A 14,779-nucleotide genomic window follows, 5' to 3' on the forward strand; every position below is an offset into this window, starting at 1 on the left:
TCGGGGTGTGACATCTGATTCGTCTCAGCGAAGATAGACGCGGTCCGGGTCAACGCCCTCGCGCAGCGGCGGCAGTTCGGCCGCGGTCGGCGGCGGTACGGCCTCGACCTTGTCGGCGACCAGCAGGTCCCAGCCGGTGGCCGCCCGTACCTGTTCGACGGTGACGCCCGGGTGGACGGCGACCAGCCGCAGCTCCTCGCCGATGCCCGCACGGGTCAGGGTGCCCAGTTCGGTGATGACCCGGGCGACACCGGCCACGGTGCTCCTCCTGCTCTGCGTGCGCCCAGTTCATGCGCGTGGCCCCACCGTGTCAGCGGCTATTGATTGCTGTCCAATACCAAATTAAGGTCGCACCAAGACGTCTGATTAATGAATTGGATCGATGGATCCGGTTGGTGGAGACCGGCCGGTGACCGGAGCGGCGGGCATGGAACTGCGTCATCTCTCCGCGTTCGTCGCGGTCGCCGAGGAACTGCACTTCGGGCGGGCCGCGAAGCGGCTGCAGATGGCCCAGCCGCCGCTGAGTCAGCAGATCCGGCAGCTGGAGAAGGAACTGGGCGTCCAGCTCTTCGAACGCAACACCCGGTCGGTGCGGCTCACCAGCGCGGGGGAGTCCTTCCTCCAGCCGGTACGGACCGTGCTCGACGACCTCGACACAGCGGTGCGGGCCGCGAAGGCGGCCGGCCGCGGCGAGCACGGACGGGTCACCATCGGCTTCGCGGGCGCCTCCAGCCACGAGACGCTGCCGCTCCTCACCCGCGCCGTGCGCGCCGCCCACCCCGCCCTCGAACTGGTCATGAAGGGGCAGACGTACGCCAATGTCGCCCTCGACCGGGTCGCAGACGGCTCGCTCGACCTGGGATTCGTTCGGCTGCCGGTGACCCGGGCGGGGGTGGCGTACCGGGTGATCGACGAGGAGGAGCTGGTGTGCGCACTGCCCTCGGACCACCGGCTCGCCCGGCTGGAGAGCGTCCCCATCGACGTCCTCGCCGAGGAGCCCTTCGTCGCCTTCCCCGCCAACACGGGCTCCACGGTGCGCGACGCGATGGTCGGGGCCTGTGAGGCCGCCGGGTTCAACCCGCGTGTGGTGCAGGAGGCGCCCGACTCGTACACCATCCTTGCGTTGGTCGCCGCGGGCGTCGGCGTGACGCTCACCGTCACCTCCGTACAGCACATCCAGCAGAACGGCCTCGTCTACCGGCCCCTGTCCGGACCGCCCATCCGGCTCCGGGCGGCGCTGGCCTGGCGGGCCGACAATCCTTCCGCCGTTCTGCGGGCGGTGCTCGCGGTGGCGGAGGAGGCCCTGCCCACGCCGGAGGGTCCGGCCGGGGACCGAACCACCGCAAGTCGCCATTGAGACGCGCCACGTCTTGAACCAGGGCGAACTGGATATTGGACCGACTCAGTCGCCGGGTGCAAGGGTCGGCGGCATACGCCCCTCGCCACCGAAAGGTCACGCCGTGCCCGACCAGCAGCTCGATGTCGTCATCTGTGAACCGCTGCGCACCCCCATCGGCCGTTTCGGCGGAGTGTTCGCACAGCAGGCGCCGGCCGCACTTGCCGCACGCGTCATCGCCGAGGTCGTGGCCCGTACCGGAATCGACCCCGCCGCGGTCGACGAGGTGATCCTCGGACACGCATACCCGTCCGCGGAGGCCCCCGCGATCGGCCGGGTCGCGGCCCTCGACGCCGGACTGCCCGAGACCGTCACCGGATCCCAGATCGACCGTCGCTGCGGCTCCGGCCTCCAGGCCGTCCTCGACGCGGCGATGCAGATCCGGGCCGGCTTCAGCGAGGTCGTCATCGCGGGCGGCGTCGACGTGATGAGCGCCGCCCCGTACTACACGCACGACGGCCGCTGGGGCATCAAGGGCCCCGGCCTCCAGCTCCACGACGCGCTGGCCCGCGGCAGGGTCACCGCGGGTGGCGTCAACCACCCCGTACCGGGCGGCATGATCGAGACAGCCGAGAATCTGCGCCGCGCGTACGGCATCAGCCGCGCCGACCAGGACGCCCTCGCCCTGCGCTCGCAGCAGCGCGCCGGCCGGGCCGCGATGGAGGGACGGTACGACGCGGAGACCGTCCCCGTCACCGTACGGACCCGCAAGGGCGAGACGCTTGTCACCGCCGACGAACACCCCCGCCCCGACACCACCGCCGAACAGCTTGCCGCGCTGCGCCCGATCATGGCGAAGTCCGACCCCGGGGCGACCGTCACCGCGGGCAACGCCAGCGGTCAGAACGACGCAGCCGCAGCCTGCCTGGTGACCAGCGCGGCCACCGCCGGACGGCTCGGCCTCACCCCGCTGGTCCGGCTGGTCTCCTTCGCCCGCGCCGGGGTGCCCGCCGCGACCATGGGCATCGGCCCCGTTCCGGCGACCCGGGCCGCCCTCGACCGCGCCGGACTCAGCCTCACCGACCTCGACCTGATCGAGATCAACGAGGCCTTCGCCGCCCAAGTGCTCGCCTGCACCCGCGAGTTGGGACTCGGCGACACCGACCACGAACAGCGCATCAACGTCAACGGATCCGGCGTCTCCCTCGGCCACCCGGTCGGCGCCACAGGTGCCCGGATCCTCGCCACACTGACCCGCGAGCTGCACCGCCGCGAGGCCCGGTACGGCCTGGAGACCATGTGCATCGGCGGCGGACAGGGCCTCGCCGCGATCTTCGAGCGCATCGCGTCCTGAGGAACGCCATGAACTCGAAGGGTCCGCGAAACCGGCATGCGTGGCGGAGTCGCTGACGCATTTCTGTCCGTGGAGCAGCCGGGAACGCGGGGCGGGCCGGGGTGGTGTTCATCGCCCCGGTCCGCCCCGCGTTCCCGGAATTCCCGTTGTGTCAGCCGGACGCCGTCATGCGCGAGGCCGCGTCCCGTTCCGTCTCCAGCGGCACCGCGAGATGGTTCCGCTCCGCATCCGGATCGGTGAGCCGGTTCAGCCTGGCCGGTACATCGAACCCGACCAGCAGCACCGTGATCACCGTGCCCGCGAAGGTCAGCACGGCCGGCGCCTTCCCCAGATCCGTCCCGGACGCCAGATGCGCACCCAGGGCGGCCGTGGACCGGGTGCGCGAGGACCTCGACGACGGCCATCAGGACCCCGCGGCCACCTGTGCCCAGCACCGCGAGATCGTCGAGGCGATCGAGGCGGCCGACGGTGAACGCGCGGTGCATGCCATGTGCACCCACTTCGACGGCATCCGCGGCCGCCTCCAACCGGTAGCGGCCCCGTAGGCGGGCGCCTCGGGCGTCGGTGGGAGGTGCGGCCGACGGTTCGCGCGACCCGTCCCCGTCACCGTCCTACGGCTGCTCCCGTGATCGCGGTGACCGCCATCCGTACTGCCCGGTCCGTCACCGCCACATGGTCGTCGCCCGCCTCGATCGCCGTCGTGGCGGCGTTGACGATCCCCTGCAGCAGCAGCGCCGTGCGCCGCGGGTCCTCCTCGCCCAGCTCGGTGAGAGCGCCGATCAGCGGGGTGAGCAGCTCCCGGTGGACCCGCGCCGCGCTCTCCCGCACCACTGTCGCGTCCCGGACCCCGGCCAGCGCCTGGGCGATCCGGTGCTCCCCGCTGCGCACCAGCTCCAGCTGGGACGACACATAGGCGGCGATCTTCTCCTCGGGCGTGCCGGCCACCGACATGCCGGACTGGATGGCGTCCGTCCAGCGCGGCATCGCGTCCTCGACGACGGCGGCGAGCAGTTCGGGGCGGCCGGGGAAGTATTTGTAGACGCTGTTGCGGGCGAGGCCCGTGGCTCTGGCGACCGCGGTGAAGGTCACGGCCTCCGCGTCGCCGCCCTCCAGCAGTTCGCGCGCTGCCCGCACCAGGGCCAGCCGCTGCTGGGCATGGTGCTCGGCGACCGTGGCAGCTCTGATCTTGGGCACGGGCCCAGTCTAGAAGCCCCGGCTCTCTGTCGACCCCCACTTGGGGACGCTGCGTCCCCATCATCTATGTTAGCGACGCACCGTCCCTAACATCGATCCATCGAAGGGAACCGCCGTGTTCCTCGCTCTGCTGGAGCTGCGCGCCGCCCGAGGGCGCTTTCTGCTCATGGGCTCCGTCGTGGTGCTCGTCGCCGCACTCGTCGGCATCGTCTCCGGCTTCACCACCGGTCTGGGTGACGACACCATTTCCGCGCTGCGCCGCCTGCCTGCCTCGCAGTTCGTCTTCTCCTCGGACGCCCGGTCCGACCAGTTCGCCCGAAGCCTCCTCGACGAAAGAACCGCCGCTGCCTGGCGCAAGGACGCGGACACCGACATGACACCGCTGGGTGTCTCCATCACCCGCGGTACGACGAACCGGGGCGCCGAGGTCGACCTCGCCGCGTTCGGGGTCGAGCCCGAGTCCTTCCTCAGCCCCTCCGTGACCCAGGGCGACGACCTCGCGGACGCGTCCGCGGACAGCATCGTGATGTCCGCCGGACTCGCCGACGAGGGCGTACGCGTCGGCGACACCCTGGTCATCGACCGGCTCGGTATCAAGCTGCACGTCATCGGGCTGACCGAGCGCTCCGGCTACGGCCATGTGCCCGCCGCCTACGTCCCGCTGAGGACCTGGCAGCGCATTCGCTTCAGCGCCCCGGGCTCCCAGGCCTCCGCCGCCACCGAGATCCCCGACCAGTTCAGCGCCCTGGCCCTGCGCACCCCGGCCAAGGTGTCGACCGCCGACCTCGACGAGCGGCACTCCACCACCACCCTCACCAAGGAGAAGGCGTACGAGGCGGCCCCCGGCTACACCGGCGAACGCGTCACCATGAACTCGATCCAGGTCTTCCTCTACCTGATCGCCCCCCTGGTGGTCGGTGCCTTCTTCGCCGTATGGACCGTGCAGCGACAGCCGGAACTGGCCCTGCTGCGCGCACTGGGCGCATCCCGGCGTCGACTGCTCGCCCACACCGTGCTCCAGGCGGCCCTCGTCGTCGTACTCGGCACCGTCGCCGGCGCCGTACTGGCCGGAGCGGTCGGGCTGCTGGTCGGTGAACAAGTGCCGTTCAGCCTGCCCGCCACCACCCTCGCCGTCACCATGTGCACCGTCGCGGCCGTCGGCCTCGCGGGCACCGCCCTGACCCTGCGCCGGGTCACCGCAGCCGACCCGCTGACCATGCTGGGAGCCAACCGATGAGCCTCGAACTGACCGGCGTCACCGTCGCGTTCGGCCACGCCGACGCCCGTACCACCGTTTTCGACGGCCTCGACGTCACCTTCGAACCGGGCCGTATGACCGCCCTCGTCGGACCGTCGGGCTCCGGCAAATCCACGCTGCTCGCCGTCGCGGGGGCGCTGCTGCGCCCCACAGCCGGGCAGGTCCTGCTGGACGGCGAGGACTTCGCCGGACTCTCCGACGCCCGGCGCGCCAAAGTACGCCGGGAACGCATCGGCTACATGTTCCAGAGCGGCAATCTGCTCTCCGGACTGACCGCCGTCGAGCAGCTCCTGGCCGCCGCGTACATCAGCGGCGAACGGCCCCGCGCGCACCGTTCCCGCGCCGAAGAGGCCCTGACCGGGGTGGGCCTCGGCCACCGCCTGCGCCACCGCCCCGAGCAGCTCTCCGGCGGCGAACGCCAGCGCGTCGCACTGGCCCGTGCGCTCTTCCTCTCTCCGAAACTCCTGCTGGTCGACGAACCGACCGCAGCCGTCGACCGTTCGCAGGCCGGCGAACTGGCCGAACTGCTCGCCGAGCGCACCCGCCGGGACGGCTGTGTGACGGTCGTCGCCACGCACGACCCCGCCGTGGCCGAGGCGGCCGACCGGGTCGTGGACATGGCCGAACTGAGCGTAACCGGAGCTTCGGCCGGGCTGTCCGGCCGCTGAGCCGCGCGGTGACGGGCCCGTCAGCGCTGATGAACGCCGCCGTACAGATAACTTCTGGCGCCGTTCAATGTGGCACGGCTCCACGCGTCCACATCGGCGGGCCCCATCGCCGGCCAGTCGGGTGTGTTCTCGACCAGCGCACGCCCCAGCCTGCGTCCCAGCCCGACCAGTCGGGCCCCCTCGGCGGTGCGCTCGTGCGCGTACCGGCGCAATGCCGCGGCCGCCGAGGGGGATTCGCGCAGCGTCCGCTCCAGACACAGCGCGTCCTGGAGCGCCTTGACCGCTCCGCTGGCGGTGTGCGGCCTGGTGACACTCGCCGCGTCGCCCGCCAGCAGGAACGGCGGTTCGGCCGCCCGGGGCACTACGAAGTCGGCAACCGGATGGAGCGCCTGGGAGGTGTGCTCCCCCCGGGCGACGACATCGGCCCACTCCGCCGGGAAGTGCTCATCGGCGATGTTCCGCACATACGCAGCGGAGACCGGGACTTTTGAAGCCGAAACCGAAGCCGAAACCGAAGCCGAAACCGGGGGAGGTGCGTAGATGGCGTACGCCAGCAGACGCGATCCCGGATCTGCACCCGGAATCAGGTAGAACACACCGTGCCCGCCCGCAAATCCCAGCGTGATCCAGGCGGTCTTCAGCAGCTCCAGTACCTTGGGATGGTCGCGTAGCGCGCTCAGCGGAATCGTGCCCCGCCACACCAGGTATCCGGCGGGAGCAGGACGTACCTCGGGTGCGATCAGCTCGCGGGTGACGGACCGGTGCCCGTCGGCCCCGACGACGATGTCGTATTCCTGCTCCCCGTCCGCGGTGCGGATCAGGGCGTGGCCGGAGTGCGTGCGGCCGACGGAGCCGACAGGCAGCCCGCGGTGATACGCGCTCTCCCCGATGTTCGAGCGCAACGCCCGCCACAACAGGCCCCAGTTGCACGGCGTCACCGGACTCGACTGCCGGGCCAGCTCACGTGCCGAGTGCCGCCCCGGCGCCCGCGTGAGCCAGATGCGGGTGGCGACCGGCGCCGTGGGCATGTCTGCGCCCAGGTACCCGCCCGCGACCAGCTCCTGATGCAGCGGCGGCGGGATGACGATGCCGAACCCCCGGTCCTGCAACTCGCCGCTGCTGCGCTCGTGGACGGTGACCTCCGCCCCGGCTCGGGTGCCGGCGATCGCCATGGCGCAGCCGGCGATGCTGCCGCCGACCACCCCGATGCGTAAAGCTGTCATTGCCACCGTGCTACCACCTGCTCTGACGCTCCGGGAGGTGCTGAACGCCCTCATCGTCGCACCCGGGCACGGGCGGGACGGTGACGCGCGCACCTCCCGGAGGGTCCGTCCGGGTGTTACGGATGCGGTAGTGGGGCGACCCCACCCCGTCGACGGTCAGACCCTGGAAGGTCGGTTCACCGGGGGCGGGAGCGGCACCGTGGGCGGTGCCGGCCGCGGAGGCCACCAGCATGGCGGCGCTGAGCAGGGCGACGGAGACTTTTCGCTGCATGGACGATCTCCCTTCTCGGAAGGGGTAGTGCTTCTGGGAAGGGTGGAGATTCGGGGAACGCCCCCGCGGGGAACGGGAGGGGACCGTCGGCGGGGCGCGGGGTACAGCCGGTGCGACGCTACGGGACGCGCAGCGAGCAGACCCGGCTGCCGATGTCCAAGACCCGCAGGTCCTTGATCACTTTCGGGGCGAGGCGGTGGTGGCCCCGCTCGTTCGGGTGGAGCCCGTCATCGATGCCCGCGGCGGCGAAGGCGCGGCCGGCGAGCGGGGCGCGGAGGGCCTCCGCGTCGGCGGCAAGAAGCATGGATCGTCTGCGCACGGAACATGCCTCCGGTCAGGAGCGTCCGACCCGCCCCGACGGCGGACCGGCGAACAGGGAACGCACCCAGGCGAGTTGCTCCCGCTGCTGATACGCCGCACCGCCCTGGTGGCCGTTGAACTCGTAGACCCGTACGTCCTTGGGCCCGCGTAGTGGTTGTAGGCCGTGAAGCAGGTGGAGGGCGGGCAGGCCTCGTCCATCATCGCGATCGAGAACAGCGCGGGAGCGGCGGCGCGGGTGGCGAGCAGTGCGGCATCACCAGCCCGGTGCCGGGGTAGCCGCCGTCGGCGATCGTGGTCGTCTGCCCGACGGCGGCCTTCGCGCCGGATTCCGCCCATGCTTTGCCGTCGTTGCGGTTGCCCGGCAGCGGCCGTCCGACGACCACAACCAGGCGGGTGTCGGCGTCGATGACGACCTGATGGTTGGTGGAGTACCGATAGTTCTTGGACTGCTCGGCCACAGCGTGGTCGCGGGTGGGCACCAAAGTGCCGTCCACAATGAGCACGGTGCCCCTGCGGAACCGCTTGCCGGGCTGAAGCGCCAGCAACGGGCCAAGGTGGTCGACTATGCGGTCCGCGGCGGACTTCGAGATACCGAACAACGGGGCGAGCTGACGCAATGTCAAGTTCGTACGCCAGTAGGCCGTGACCAGCAGGTCGCGGTCGTCAAGCGAGAGGCTCCACGGTCGGCCTGTCCGGCCCCGTCGACGCCCTCACGGCGTAGGGCGGCCACCAACCTGGCAAAGCAGCGCGGGCTCAGTCCGGTGAACGGTGAAATCCAGGACGGCTCCGACGCCGTGATCAGCAGTCACACCTCGATAATCTCATCGCGTCTGCACGCTCCGTCCGGAACCTCAACGGCAGACCCCGGCGGGAGGGGCAAGCCTCGTGACGGACCCGGCATGCCTGGAACCTGCTCACCGCCTGGCCGACCGGGCCGATGCCATCTCCCGTAGCTGCTTCTCGACCGCAACCATCGAATCCCGGACCAGGAGCGATGGGAGCCCAGTCACTGACGCCGACCGGGAGATCGAAATCGTCCTTCGCTCCTTGATCCGCCAGGAGCGTCCCGACGACGCGTTCATCGGTGAGGAGTTCGGCACCCATGGACACGGAAGACGGCGGTGGATCACCGACGCCGTCGACGACGCGGGCGCCGGTCCGTCGCCAGGCCGTGGTGACGGCCTGGCGGCCGATGTCGATCCGGTCGGCGTCCAAGCTGATCAGCCGCTCCAGCGCCGGCAGTCCGGCGCGGGCGAGGACTACCGGGACGCCCCACCCGTGGACGGGTCGGCGACCAGGCGGAAGAGGTCGCGCGTCGGGTGCACGTCGACCGGGATGCCCGTCCCGACTTCGATGATCTCCTCCCCGGCGACGAGGTGGCTCGTGGTGAACGGCGGCCGGCCCGGCACGGTGACCAGCATCCGGACCCTGGTGCAGCGGTCGTCCTCGCCGCACCACACGCGCTGTGCGGACGTGACCTTGCCCGTGACGCGCACGCCGGCCGTGTCCAGGTCGCGCCACACACGCTGGTCCCGCACGGTGCCGAAGATGGCCAGGACCAGGACGACCACGGTGAGAGGGGTCCAGACGAGGCCGGTCACGACGACGCCCAGCCTGTCGTCGTCGGGGACGTACCCGCCGATACCGGCCAGCAGGATCAGGGGACCGGCACACACGACCAGGAGCCCGAGCCCGGTCCAGATCGGCTGCTCGAAAAAGCCCGGCGGACGATTCACCGGACCTTCGGCCTCGGCTATTCCACCGCTCGTCACAGTGTGGCCCGCCCACCGCCGGGAAGGGCGTCCGAAGTATTTCGCAAGCGTCCTGACACAGGCGGAGTCTAACGGACCTGATCCAGTCGCCGCGGGGGAACCGGGCGTAGTGTGGGCCGATCGCGGCGGTGACCAACCGAACCTCTGGTGTCCAGCAACGCGTCCGGCCGGATCTCTGCATCCCCACCGGCGAGCGCCAAGGGAAGACCCCGAGCCTGGGCGGCATCTCGGTGTACGTGGGCGATGAAGCCGTCGCCATTCCGTATCGGGTCTATCAAGATGAGCTGCCCGTCGACGACGACTCCGACGCCGTGATCACACCAGACACCGCAAGATCATCCCGCCGTGGGGCTCGGCATCAAGGTCGGCTACATGCTCAGCGGCGCGGTCGTCATCGAAGCGATGTTCGACCTGCCCGGCATGGGCAAGCTCATCCTCGAAGGTGTCACCGGCGGCGATGTCGCCCTGGTCCAGGGCACCGTACTGACCATCGCCATCGCGTTCCTTGCGGTCAACGTCATCGTCGACCTGCTCTACCTGCTGGTCAACCCGCGCATCAGGACGGTGTGACATGTTCGCCACCGGCCATCTGGCCAACAATGCGTCGGCTGGACGCGGCAGAGACCGAGACGATCGCGGCCTGCCTGGATCGCGCGGGGCTTTCCCGGGTCTGAGCCGGGGCACACCGGCCCGCGCTCCACCCGCTCGGTACCGACTGACCGCGTGGACCGTCGGCGGGGCCCACCGGTCGACTTCCGTACGCACAGCAGGTCCGGTCGGACAGCATCGGCTGTCCGACCGGACCTGTTCGTCTTGCGGCTGACTGATTGGTGGATCAGCCCTGCGAGCGGCGGACCCGGCGCATCAGTACCGCGCCACCGAGCATCAGCGCGGCGCTCGTGCCCGCAGCCACGCCGATATCAGCGGCACCGGTGTGGGCCAGCTGCCCCTCGTCGGTCACCGGCACACTGTTGGTCAGGGGCTCACCGACGACGGACGTGGCCACCGGGGGTGCGACCACGGGGGGTTCGACCACTGGGGGCGTGACCACCGGAGGTTCGACTACCGGGGGTGTGACCACGGGGGGTTCGACGACGGGAGGTTCGACCACCGGCGGCTCGACGACGGGCGGCTCGACCACCGGCGGCTCGACGACGGGCGGCTCGACGACGGGGGGTTCGACGACGGGGGGTTCGACCACCGGCGGCTCGACGACGGGAGGTTCGACCACCGGCGGCTCGACGTCCGGCCCGCTCGCGTTTGAGCACTTGTTACCCAACGCCGGATTCAGGGCACCGACGATGTCGACGCTGTTGCCGCAGGCGTTGACCGGGACGTCCACCGGGGCCTGAATGAGGTTTCCGGACAACACACCGGGGGAGTCGGTCGCGCCACCGTCGGCGCTCGCACCCCCAACGCTGTTGCCGTTCCCGGCGCCGCCCTTGTTCTCGCACTCATTGCCGAACGCGGGATTCAGCAGACCGACCACATTGACCGTGTTGCCGCACACGTTGACGGGAACGTGCACCGGCACCTGCACGGCGTTGCCCGAGCCGACGCCCGGCGAACCGCTGGCGGAGCCATCGGCCGACGCGTCCGCGAACGCGTACCCGCCTGCCGCGGTCAGAATGCCTGACGCCGCCGCCATGACCAGCACGCTCTTACTCAAGGCTTTTCGCATTGGTTGCCCTTTCTTAGGACATTCCGTGCGAGCAGAAGGCTCGCGATTCATTCGTCAGGCGGTGCAGCTTGCGCCGGGGACGCCACCCCGGGGGTCTTCCCACGTGAGTCGGCAAGCGGCGATTGCGGAAAGGCGGAGAGACCACGAAGAAGCGTTCTTCATGTGATAAGTCCTATTTCTGCTCGGTGAACGCCCAAGCTGCACGCTTGATAGAAGTCATAACGAGGAGGAATTGTTGAGGAAACTTGAAAGGTCGTGGGAATTTTGTGACCGCTCGAAAGGATTACTTGTGCACGTTCACGCTGACGCCGCTCGTCGCGCGCGGGTGCTCAATTCTGCATGGCGTCCGGGCCGTTCTGCATGGCGCCGGGCCGTTGATGCCTCGGGGAAGGGCTGGGGCCGCTGAATGCTCCTGCGGCCCCACGGCGTTGCTTCGCACTGCTGTCCGTACGGGTCGGCAATCGGGTGAATGGAGAGAACCAAACGCCCGGTCACGAGTTGGGCAGGGGGCTCCGGTACGGGGCATTCGGTGCAAGAGGGGTTAATCGTGATCAAGAAGGTTCTGGCTGCGGGTGCCGTTGCCGCCTCCGTCCTCGGTCTGGGCGCGACGCAGGTCATGACGAGCCGCTGTCGCACATCCTGAGCGGCATTCCGGTGCCCTTCGGCAACAGTGCCGGCAACAGCTGATCCAGTCGCGATGACAGGCCCGGACCGTCGGTATTCCTCCGCAGTGCGGATCGGGCCCGATTGCGCCTTTCCCGGTACCGGTACATCGGATTGTCCGAAGATCGCGCCCGTGACATTGAGTGAACGATACTGCGTCATTCGGGCGGTTTTTCGGGGATCTTCTTCTCAAAGAGTTTCGCCTACGGTCTTACATCGTTACCAATTGCAGCGGCGGAGTTACGAGTGATCAGGACCGCGCTCGTGCGGCACGAAAGACGTGGCCGCTCCGGACTCCGTCGAAGAAAGGGAAAAAAGTGAAGTACACCAAGGTTGCCGCTATCGCCGCCGGAACCCTGATGGCGATGGGTGCTGCCTCGCCCGCCTTCGCCGACGCAGGTGCCGAGGGCGGCGCCGAAAACTCCCCGGGCGTGGTGTCCGGCAACGTCATTCAGGCTCCGGTCCATGTTCCGGTCAACCTCTGTGGCAACACCGTGAGCGTGATCGGTCTGGTCAACCCCGCCTTCGGCAACCCCTGCGCCAACACCTGATCTCCGGTCGGCCCAGCCGAACGCTCATGACCGGAAGGCCCCGGCACGCATCCGATGCGTGCCGGGGCCTTCCCCGTTCCCGGTAGTCGATCGAGTGGTCCCGGAGAAAAGGCGGCCTGTCCGGTTGCCGTGTCGCAACCACATCGTCACCCAGGGCGAAAGCAGCAGAAGGCACAGCTGAAGAAGGGCTGTGCGGCGCGGATATGCGACCGAAACGGATGCCGCTGCGGAAGGGAACCTGAAAGTGAAGTACGCGAAGACCGCTGCGTGCGTTGCCGGTTGACCGGAGCCCGCGGTTCGCGCTCATCCAGAGCTCGCTCAACAAGCCTTGCATCACCCTGCCGGCCAAGGCCGACGCCGGTTCGATCCTCGGCGCCGTTCCGGTCTCGGTCCAGGACGTCGACGTGCCGGCCTCGCCGCAGAACCAGCAGTGCGCGGAGAACTCCACCCAGGCCAAGGATGATGAGGCTCTGTCGCACATCCTGAGCAGCATTCCGGTCCTGTCCGGCAGCGGTACCGGCAACAACCGGAACCGTGAGGCTCCGGTCGCTCGTCGCTGATTCCTCGAACTCGAGGAAGACAGCGTGACGGGCGGCTTCGAGTACGCCTGCCCCCAGTGCGTGAAACACCCTTGAGGCCGGCACATCCACGTGACAGCCGTTCTTCGGCGGCCCGGATGCGCCGGCCCCATGCCGGGCGTCCGGGGCGCCACCGACCCCTCGAAGGGACGGGCGTACTGGGCCGGTTGCCGTAGTGACGGCAGACGTCACCCCTCGCACCGGGTAGGGGCTGTTCATGGACCAGTACGACAGCCAACGCCCCAGCGGCCGGCAGCGGCACGCGCAGGACGTCACACCCATCTACGACCGGCTGCTCGCCGAATGGCAGGCGGCCCGCGGCGGCCCGGAGCCGGCGCCGTCCGCGCAGCCCCATCGGCCTTGTGCGGGAAGTCGCGTTCCTGCGGCCCGTATTTCCGAAGAGGACGTCGACGGGTGAGGGCGCGGCGTCGAACTCACTCCGGATCGAACCCATTTGAGCGGCAATTCGGAATCGAAGCTTCCGCAACAGGTTGATCAATACGTTCCACAACGGGACACTCCGAAAGGTGAAGCGCGATGAAAAAGATGACGGTCGGCGCAGCAGTGGTCGTGTCCTTGGTCGGCCTGTCTGCCGCCGCGGCCCCCGCGGCGGCAGCGCGATCGGAGATGACCAGGGGACCACGTCGGTCAACAGCAACGAAACCGTGAGCGAGTTCGGCAACAGCGCGACCCGGGGTGACGGCAGCCCGCAGTTCCAGCTCGTCCAGGGCACGCTGAACAAGACCTGCGTCGGCCTGCCGCTCAAGGCCGACGCCAGTTCGCTCGTCGCGGTGCCGGTGCCGGTCGCGGTTCAGGACGCCAACGTCCTGGCCTCGCCGCAGAACCAGCAGTGCGCCGAAATCTCCAGCCGGGCCAAGGGTGACGAGGCGCTGTCGCACCTCGTGGACGACATCCCGGTGCTCTCGGGCAACGGGGTCGACAACGGCTGAGGCTCCTGAAGTGCGGGCGATTCGGGGATCCGCCCGGCAATCGCCCGCACTCCGCCGTACGGCACCACCGAGCAGTATCCGGGGGCAGCCCCGGGGCTCCACGCACGATGACGCCCACCGCTTCACGGGGGGTGGTGGGCACCCGGCGTACGGGGGCGGCTCAGGCCGGGCTGCGTACCGGAAGGACGCAGTGGGCGGAGGTCATGATGACCTCTTTGTCGCCTGCGAACGACCGCAGCAGCTCCTCGCTCACCGGCCGGCCCGGCGCGCCCTGGGGCCACGGACGGGTGGCGGACATCGCGTGGACCTCGCCCCGCTCGTGGGCCGTGGCCAGCCACTCGGGCGGTGCGGGGTACTGCGCAGTGAAATGAGGCAGCGTCAGGACTGCCTGGCCGGCCTGGAAAAGCGGTTTCACCGGTAGGCCCTGGGTCTCGGTGGCGTGGACGGGACCGGCGCCGACCGGCAGTCCACTGCGGTCCAGGCCACGCGCATGGCGGCCTCACCGGCGGCCGGACCGTCCGTCCCGTCGCCCAGTGAGCGGACGAGAGGGAAGGCGACGTCGTGGGCGGCATCGGGGTGTTCGCCGCTCCATCCGATCAGCGTGATCGTGCCCAACTGGGCTTGTGCGAACGTGACGGTAGCGGTCCGGGGGAGGGCGTGCTCGGCACCATGACGGCCCGGGACCGGTCGTTGTGCATGTGTATCACCTGATCGAGGGAGATCGACGGACATCTCCGATGAATACGGTCGTGAAGTGACCCGGGCCGGGCTGCCGGACCCCGTGGATCAAATGTGTTGACGTCCCCCGACGGTCGCAGGCTATCGTGTGCAGCGTTCCGGACGGCGGACAAGAACCGCCGGTGTCGGCCCCGTGCTTGAACCAGGAGGTGAGGACATTGATGACTGTCGCTGCGGTGGGCGTTGCCCACAACCAGAAGAGCATCGTTCCCACCCCCGTG

At 69.6% G+C, this 14,779-nt stretch carries 12 protein-coding genes and 10 pseudogenes; 11 read left to right on the plus strand and 11 right to left on the minus strand.

Annotation, left to right across the window (positions count from 1 at the left end; all coding sequences use genetic code 11):
- Positions 1–24: 24 nt before the first annotated feature.
- Positions 25–255, minus strand: a pseudogene (locus tag IEZ15_RS09465) (3-oxoadipate--succinyl-CoA transferase subunit B); the annotation flags it as partial.
- Between the two features lie 172 nt (positions 256–427).
- Here IEZ15_RS09465 and IEZ15_RS09470 point away from each other — a divergent pair.
- The gene (locus IEZ15_RS09470) at positions 428–1,357 is read left to right on the plus strand and encodes a LysR family transcriptional regulator (RefSeq protein WP_189275966.1); all 930 of its coding nucleotides are present in this window, start codon (positions 428–430) and stop codon (positions 1,355–1,357) included.
- A 103-nt stretch (positions 1,358–1,460) separates the two neighbouring features.
- Positions 1,461–2,690: an acetyl-CoA C-acetyltransferase gene (locus tag IEZ15_RS09475; protein ID WP_189275795.1), complete on the plus strand. Its 1,230-nt coding sequence runs from the start codon at positions 1,461–1,463 to the stop codon at positions 2,688–2,690.
- Positions 2,691–2,841: 151 nt separating this feature from the next.
- On the opposite strand, the pseudogene IEZ15_RS09480 reads toward IEZ15_RS09475, so the two are convergent.
- Positions 2,842–3,051: pseudogene (locus tag IEZ15_RS09480) on the minus strand (MFS transporter); the annotation flags it as partial.
- A 1-nt stretch (position 3,052) separates the two neighbouring features.
- Here IEZ15_RS09480 and IEZ15_RS09485 point away from each other — a divergent pair.
- Positions 3,053–3,235: pseudogene (locus IEZ15_RS09485) on the plus strand (FCD domain-containing protein); the annotation flags it as partial.
- A gap of 58 nt (positions 3,236–3,293) precedes the next feature.
- Here IEZ15_RS09485 and IEZ15_RS09490 read toward each other — a convergent pair.
- Positions 3,294–3,884, minus strand: a complete 591-nt coding sequence (locus IEZ15_RS09490; RefSeq protein WP_114247389.1) for a TetR/AcrR family transcriptional regulator — start codon at positions 3,882–3,884, stop codon at positions 3,294–3,296.
- A 115-nt stretch (positions 3,885–3,999) separates the two neighbouring features.
- Here IEZ15_RS09490 and IEZ15_RS09495 point away from each other — a divergent pair, with 115 nt between their 5' ends.
- Positions 4,000–5,121, plus strand: coding sequence for an ABC transporter permease (locus IEZ15_RS09495; protein ID WP_189275797.1), 1,122 nt, complete (start codon positions 4,000–4,002; stop codon positions 5,119–5,121).
- Positions 5,118–5,810, plus strand: coding sequence for an ABC transporter ATP-binding protein (locus IEZ15_RS09500; RefSeq protein WP_189275798.1), 693 nt, complete (start codon positions 5,118–5,120; stop codon positions 5,808–5,810). The genes IEZ15_RS09495 and IEZ15_RS09500 overlap by 4 nt, the downstream gene beginning before the upstream one ends.
- A 20-nt stretch (positions 5,811–5,830) precedes the next feature.
- On the opposite strand, the gene IEZ15_RS09505 is transcribed toward IEZ15_RS09500, so the two are convergent.
- From IEZ15_RS09505 to IEZ15_RS09535, 6 genes and pseudogenes are all read right to left on the minus strand, one after another.
- Positions 5,831–7,033: an FAD-dependent monooxygenase gene (locus IEZ15_RS09505; protein WP_189275801.1), complete on the minus strand. Its 1,203-nt coding sequence runs from the start codon at positions 7,031–7,033 to the stop codon at positions 5,831–5,833.
- Positions 7,034–7,043: 10 nt separating this feature from the next.
- Complete coding sequence (locus IEZ15_RS44570; protein ID WP_229845813.1) at positions 7,044–7,304, minus strand: hypothetical protein; 261 nt, start codon at positions 7,302–7,304, stop codon at positions 7,044–7,046.
- Between the two features lie 118 nt (positions 7,305–7,422).
- Positions 7,423–7,623, minus strand: a complete 201-nt coding sequence (locus IEZ15_RS09515; RefSeq protein WP_189275803.1) for a hypothetical protein — start codon at positions 7,621–7,623, stop codon at positions 7,423–7,425.
- A gap of 15 nt (positions 7,624–7,638) precedes the next feature.
- Positions 7,639–7,880 (minus strand): annotated as a pseudogene (locus tag IEZ15_RS09520) (acetylxylan esterase); the annotation flags it as partial.
- Positions 7,871–8,430 (minus strand): annotated as a pseudogene (locus tag IEZ15_RS09525) (transposase family protein); the annotation flags it as partial. The pseudogenes IEZ15_RS09520 and IEZ15_RS09525, both read right to left, overlap by 10 nt.
- A 454-nt stretch (positions 8,431–8,884) precedes the next feature.
- Positions 8,885–9,361 carry a hypothetical protein gene (locus tag IEZ15_RS09535; protein WP_189275981.1) on the minus strand — a complete coding sequence of 159 codons (477 nt, stop codon included), beginning with the start codon at positions 9,359–9,361 and terminating at the stop codon, positions 8,885–8,887.
- A 375-nt stretch (positions 9,362–9,736) separates the two neighbouring features.
- Here IEZ15_RS09535 and IEZ15_RS09540 point away from each other — a divergent pair.
- A pseudogene (locus IEZ15_RS09540) lies at positions 9,737–9,967 on the plus strand (ABC transporter permease subunit); the annotation flags it as partial.
- Positions 9,968–10,232: 265 nt separating this feature from the next.
- Here the strand turns inward: IEZ15_RS09540 and IEZ15_RS46710 are convergent.
- Positions 10,233–11,078 (minus strand): chaplin, encoded by an 846-nt coding sequence (locus IEZ15_RS46710; RefSeq protein ID WP_189275805.1) that lies wholly within the window; start codon positions 11,076–11,078, stop codon positions 10,233–10,235.
- Between the two features lie 547 nt (positions 11,079–11,625).
- Here IEZ15_RS46710 and IEZ15_RS47650 point away from each other — a divergent pair.
- The 5 genes and pseudogenes from IEZ15_RS47650 to IEZ15_RS09565 form a co-directional block, all read left to right on the plus strand.
- Positions 11,626–11,697 (plus strand): annotated as a pseudogene (locus IEZ15_RS47650) (rodlin); the annotation flags it as partial.
- A gap of 361 nt (positions 11,698–12,058) precedes the next feature.
- Positions 12,059–12,292 (plus strand): chaplin, encoded by a 234-nt coding sequence (locus IEZ15_RS09550; protein ID WP_114247397.1) that lies wholly within the window; start codon positions 12,059–12,061, stop codon positions 12,290–12,292.
- Positions 12,293–12,573: 281 nt separating this feature from the next.
- Positions 12,574–12,852, plus strand: a pseudogene (locus IEZ15_RS09555) (rodlin); the annotation flags it as partial.
- Positions 12,853–13,087: 235 nt separating this feature from the next.
- Positions 13,088–13,288 carry a hypothetical protein gene (locus tag IEZ15_RS09560; protein WP_114247398.1) on the plus strand — a complete coding sequence of 67 codons (201 nt, stop codon included), beginning with the start codon at positions 13,088–13,090 and terminating at the stop codon, positions 13,286–13,288.
- Positions 13,289–13,407: 119 nt separating this feature from the next.
- Positions 13,408–13,820: pseudogene (locus IEZ15_RS09565) on the plus strand (rodlin).
- A 160-nt stretch (positions 13,821–13,980) separates the two neighbouring features.
- On the opposite strand, the pseudogene IEZ15_RS09570 reads toward IEZ15_RS09565, so the two are convergent.
- A pseudogene (locus tag IEZ15_RS09570) lies at positions 13,981–14,435 on the minus strand (DUF5949 family protein).
- Between the last annotated feature and the right edge of the window lie 344 nt (positions 14,436–14,779).

The organism is Streptomyces atratus (genome assembly GCF_014648655.1).
GTDB lineage: Bacteria > Actinomycetota > Actinomycetes > Streptomycetales > Streptomycetaceae > Streptomyces > Streptomyces atratus.

Excerpts from the sequence above, each read along its gene's own strand:
- IEZ15_RS09470 (WP_189275966.1), top strand. The coding sequence starts at position 428 with ATGGAACTGCGTCATCTCTCCGCGTTCGTCGCGGTCGCCGAGGAACTG.
- IEZ15_RS09500 (WP_189275798.1), top strand. The coding sequence starts at position 5,118 with ATGAGCCTCGAACTGACCGGCGTCACCGTCGCGTTCGGCCACGCCGAC.
- IEZ15_RS09505 (WP_189275801.1), bottom strand. The coding sequence starts at position 7,033 with ATGACAGCTTTACGCATCGGGGTGGTCGGCGGCAGCATCGCCGGCTGC.
- IEZ15_RS44570 (WP_229845813.1), bottom strand. The coding sequence starts at position 7,304 with ATGCAGCGAAAAGTCTCCGTCGCCCTGCTCAGCGCCGCCATGCTGGTG.
- IEZ15_RS46710 (WP_189275805.1), bottom strand. The coding sequence starts at position 11,078 with ATGCGAAAAGCCTTGAGTAAGAGCGTGCTGGTCATGGCGGCGGCGTCA.
- IEZ15_RS09560 (WP_114247398.1), top strand. The coding sequence starts at position 13,088 with ATGGACCAGTACGACAGCCAACGCCCCAGCGGCCGGCAGCGGCACGCG.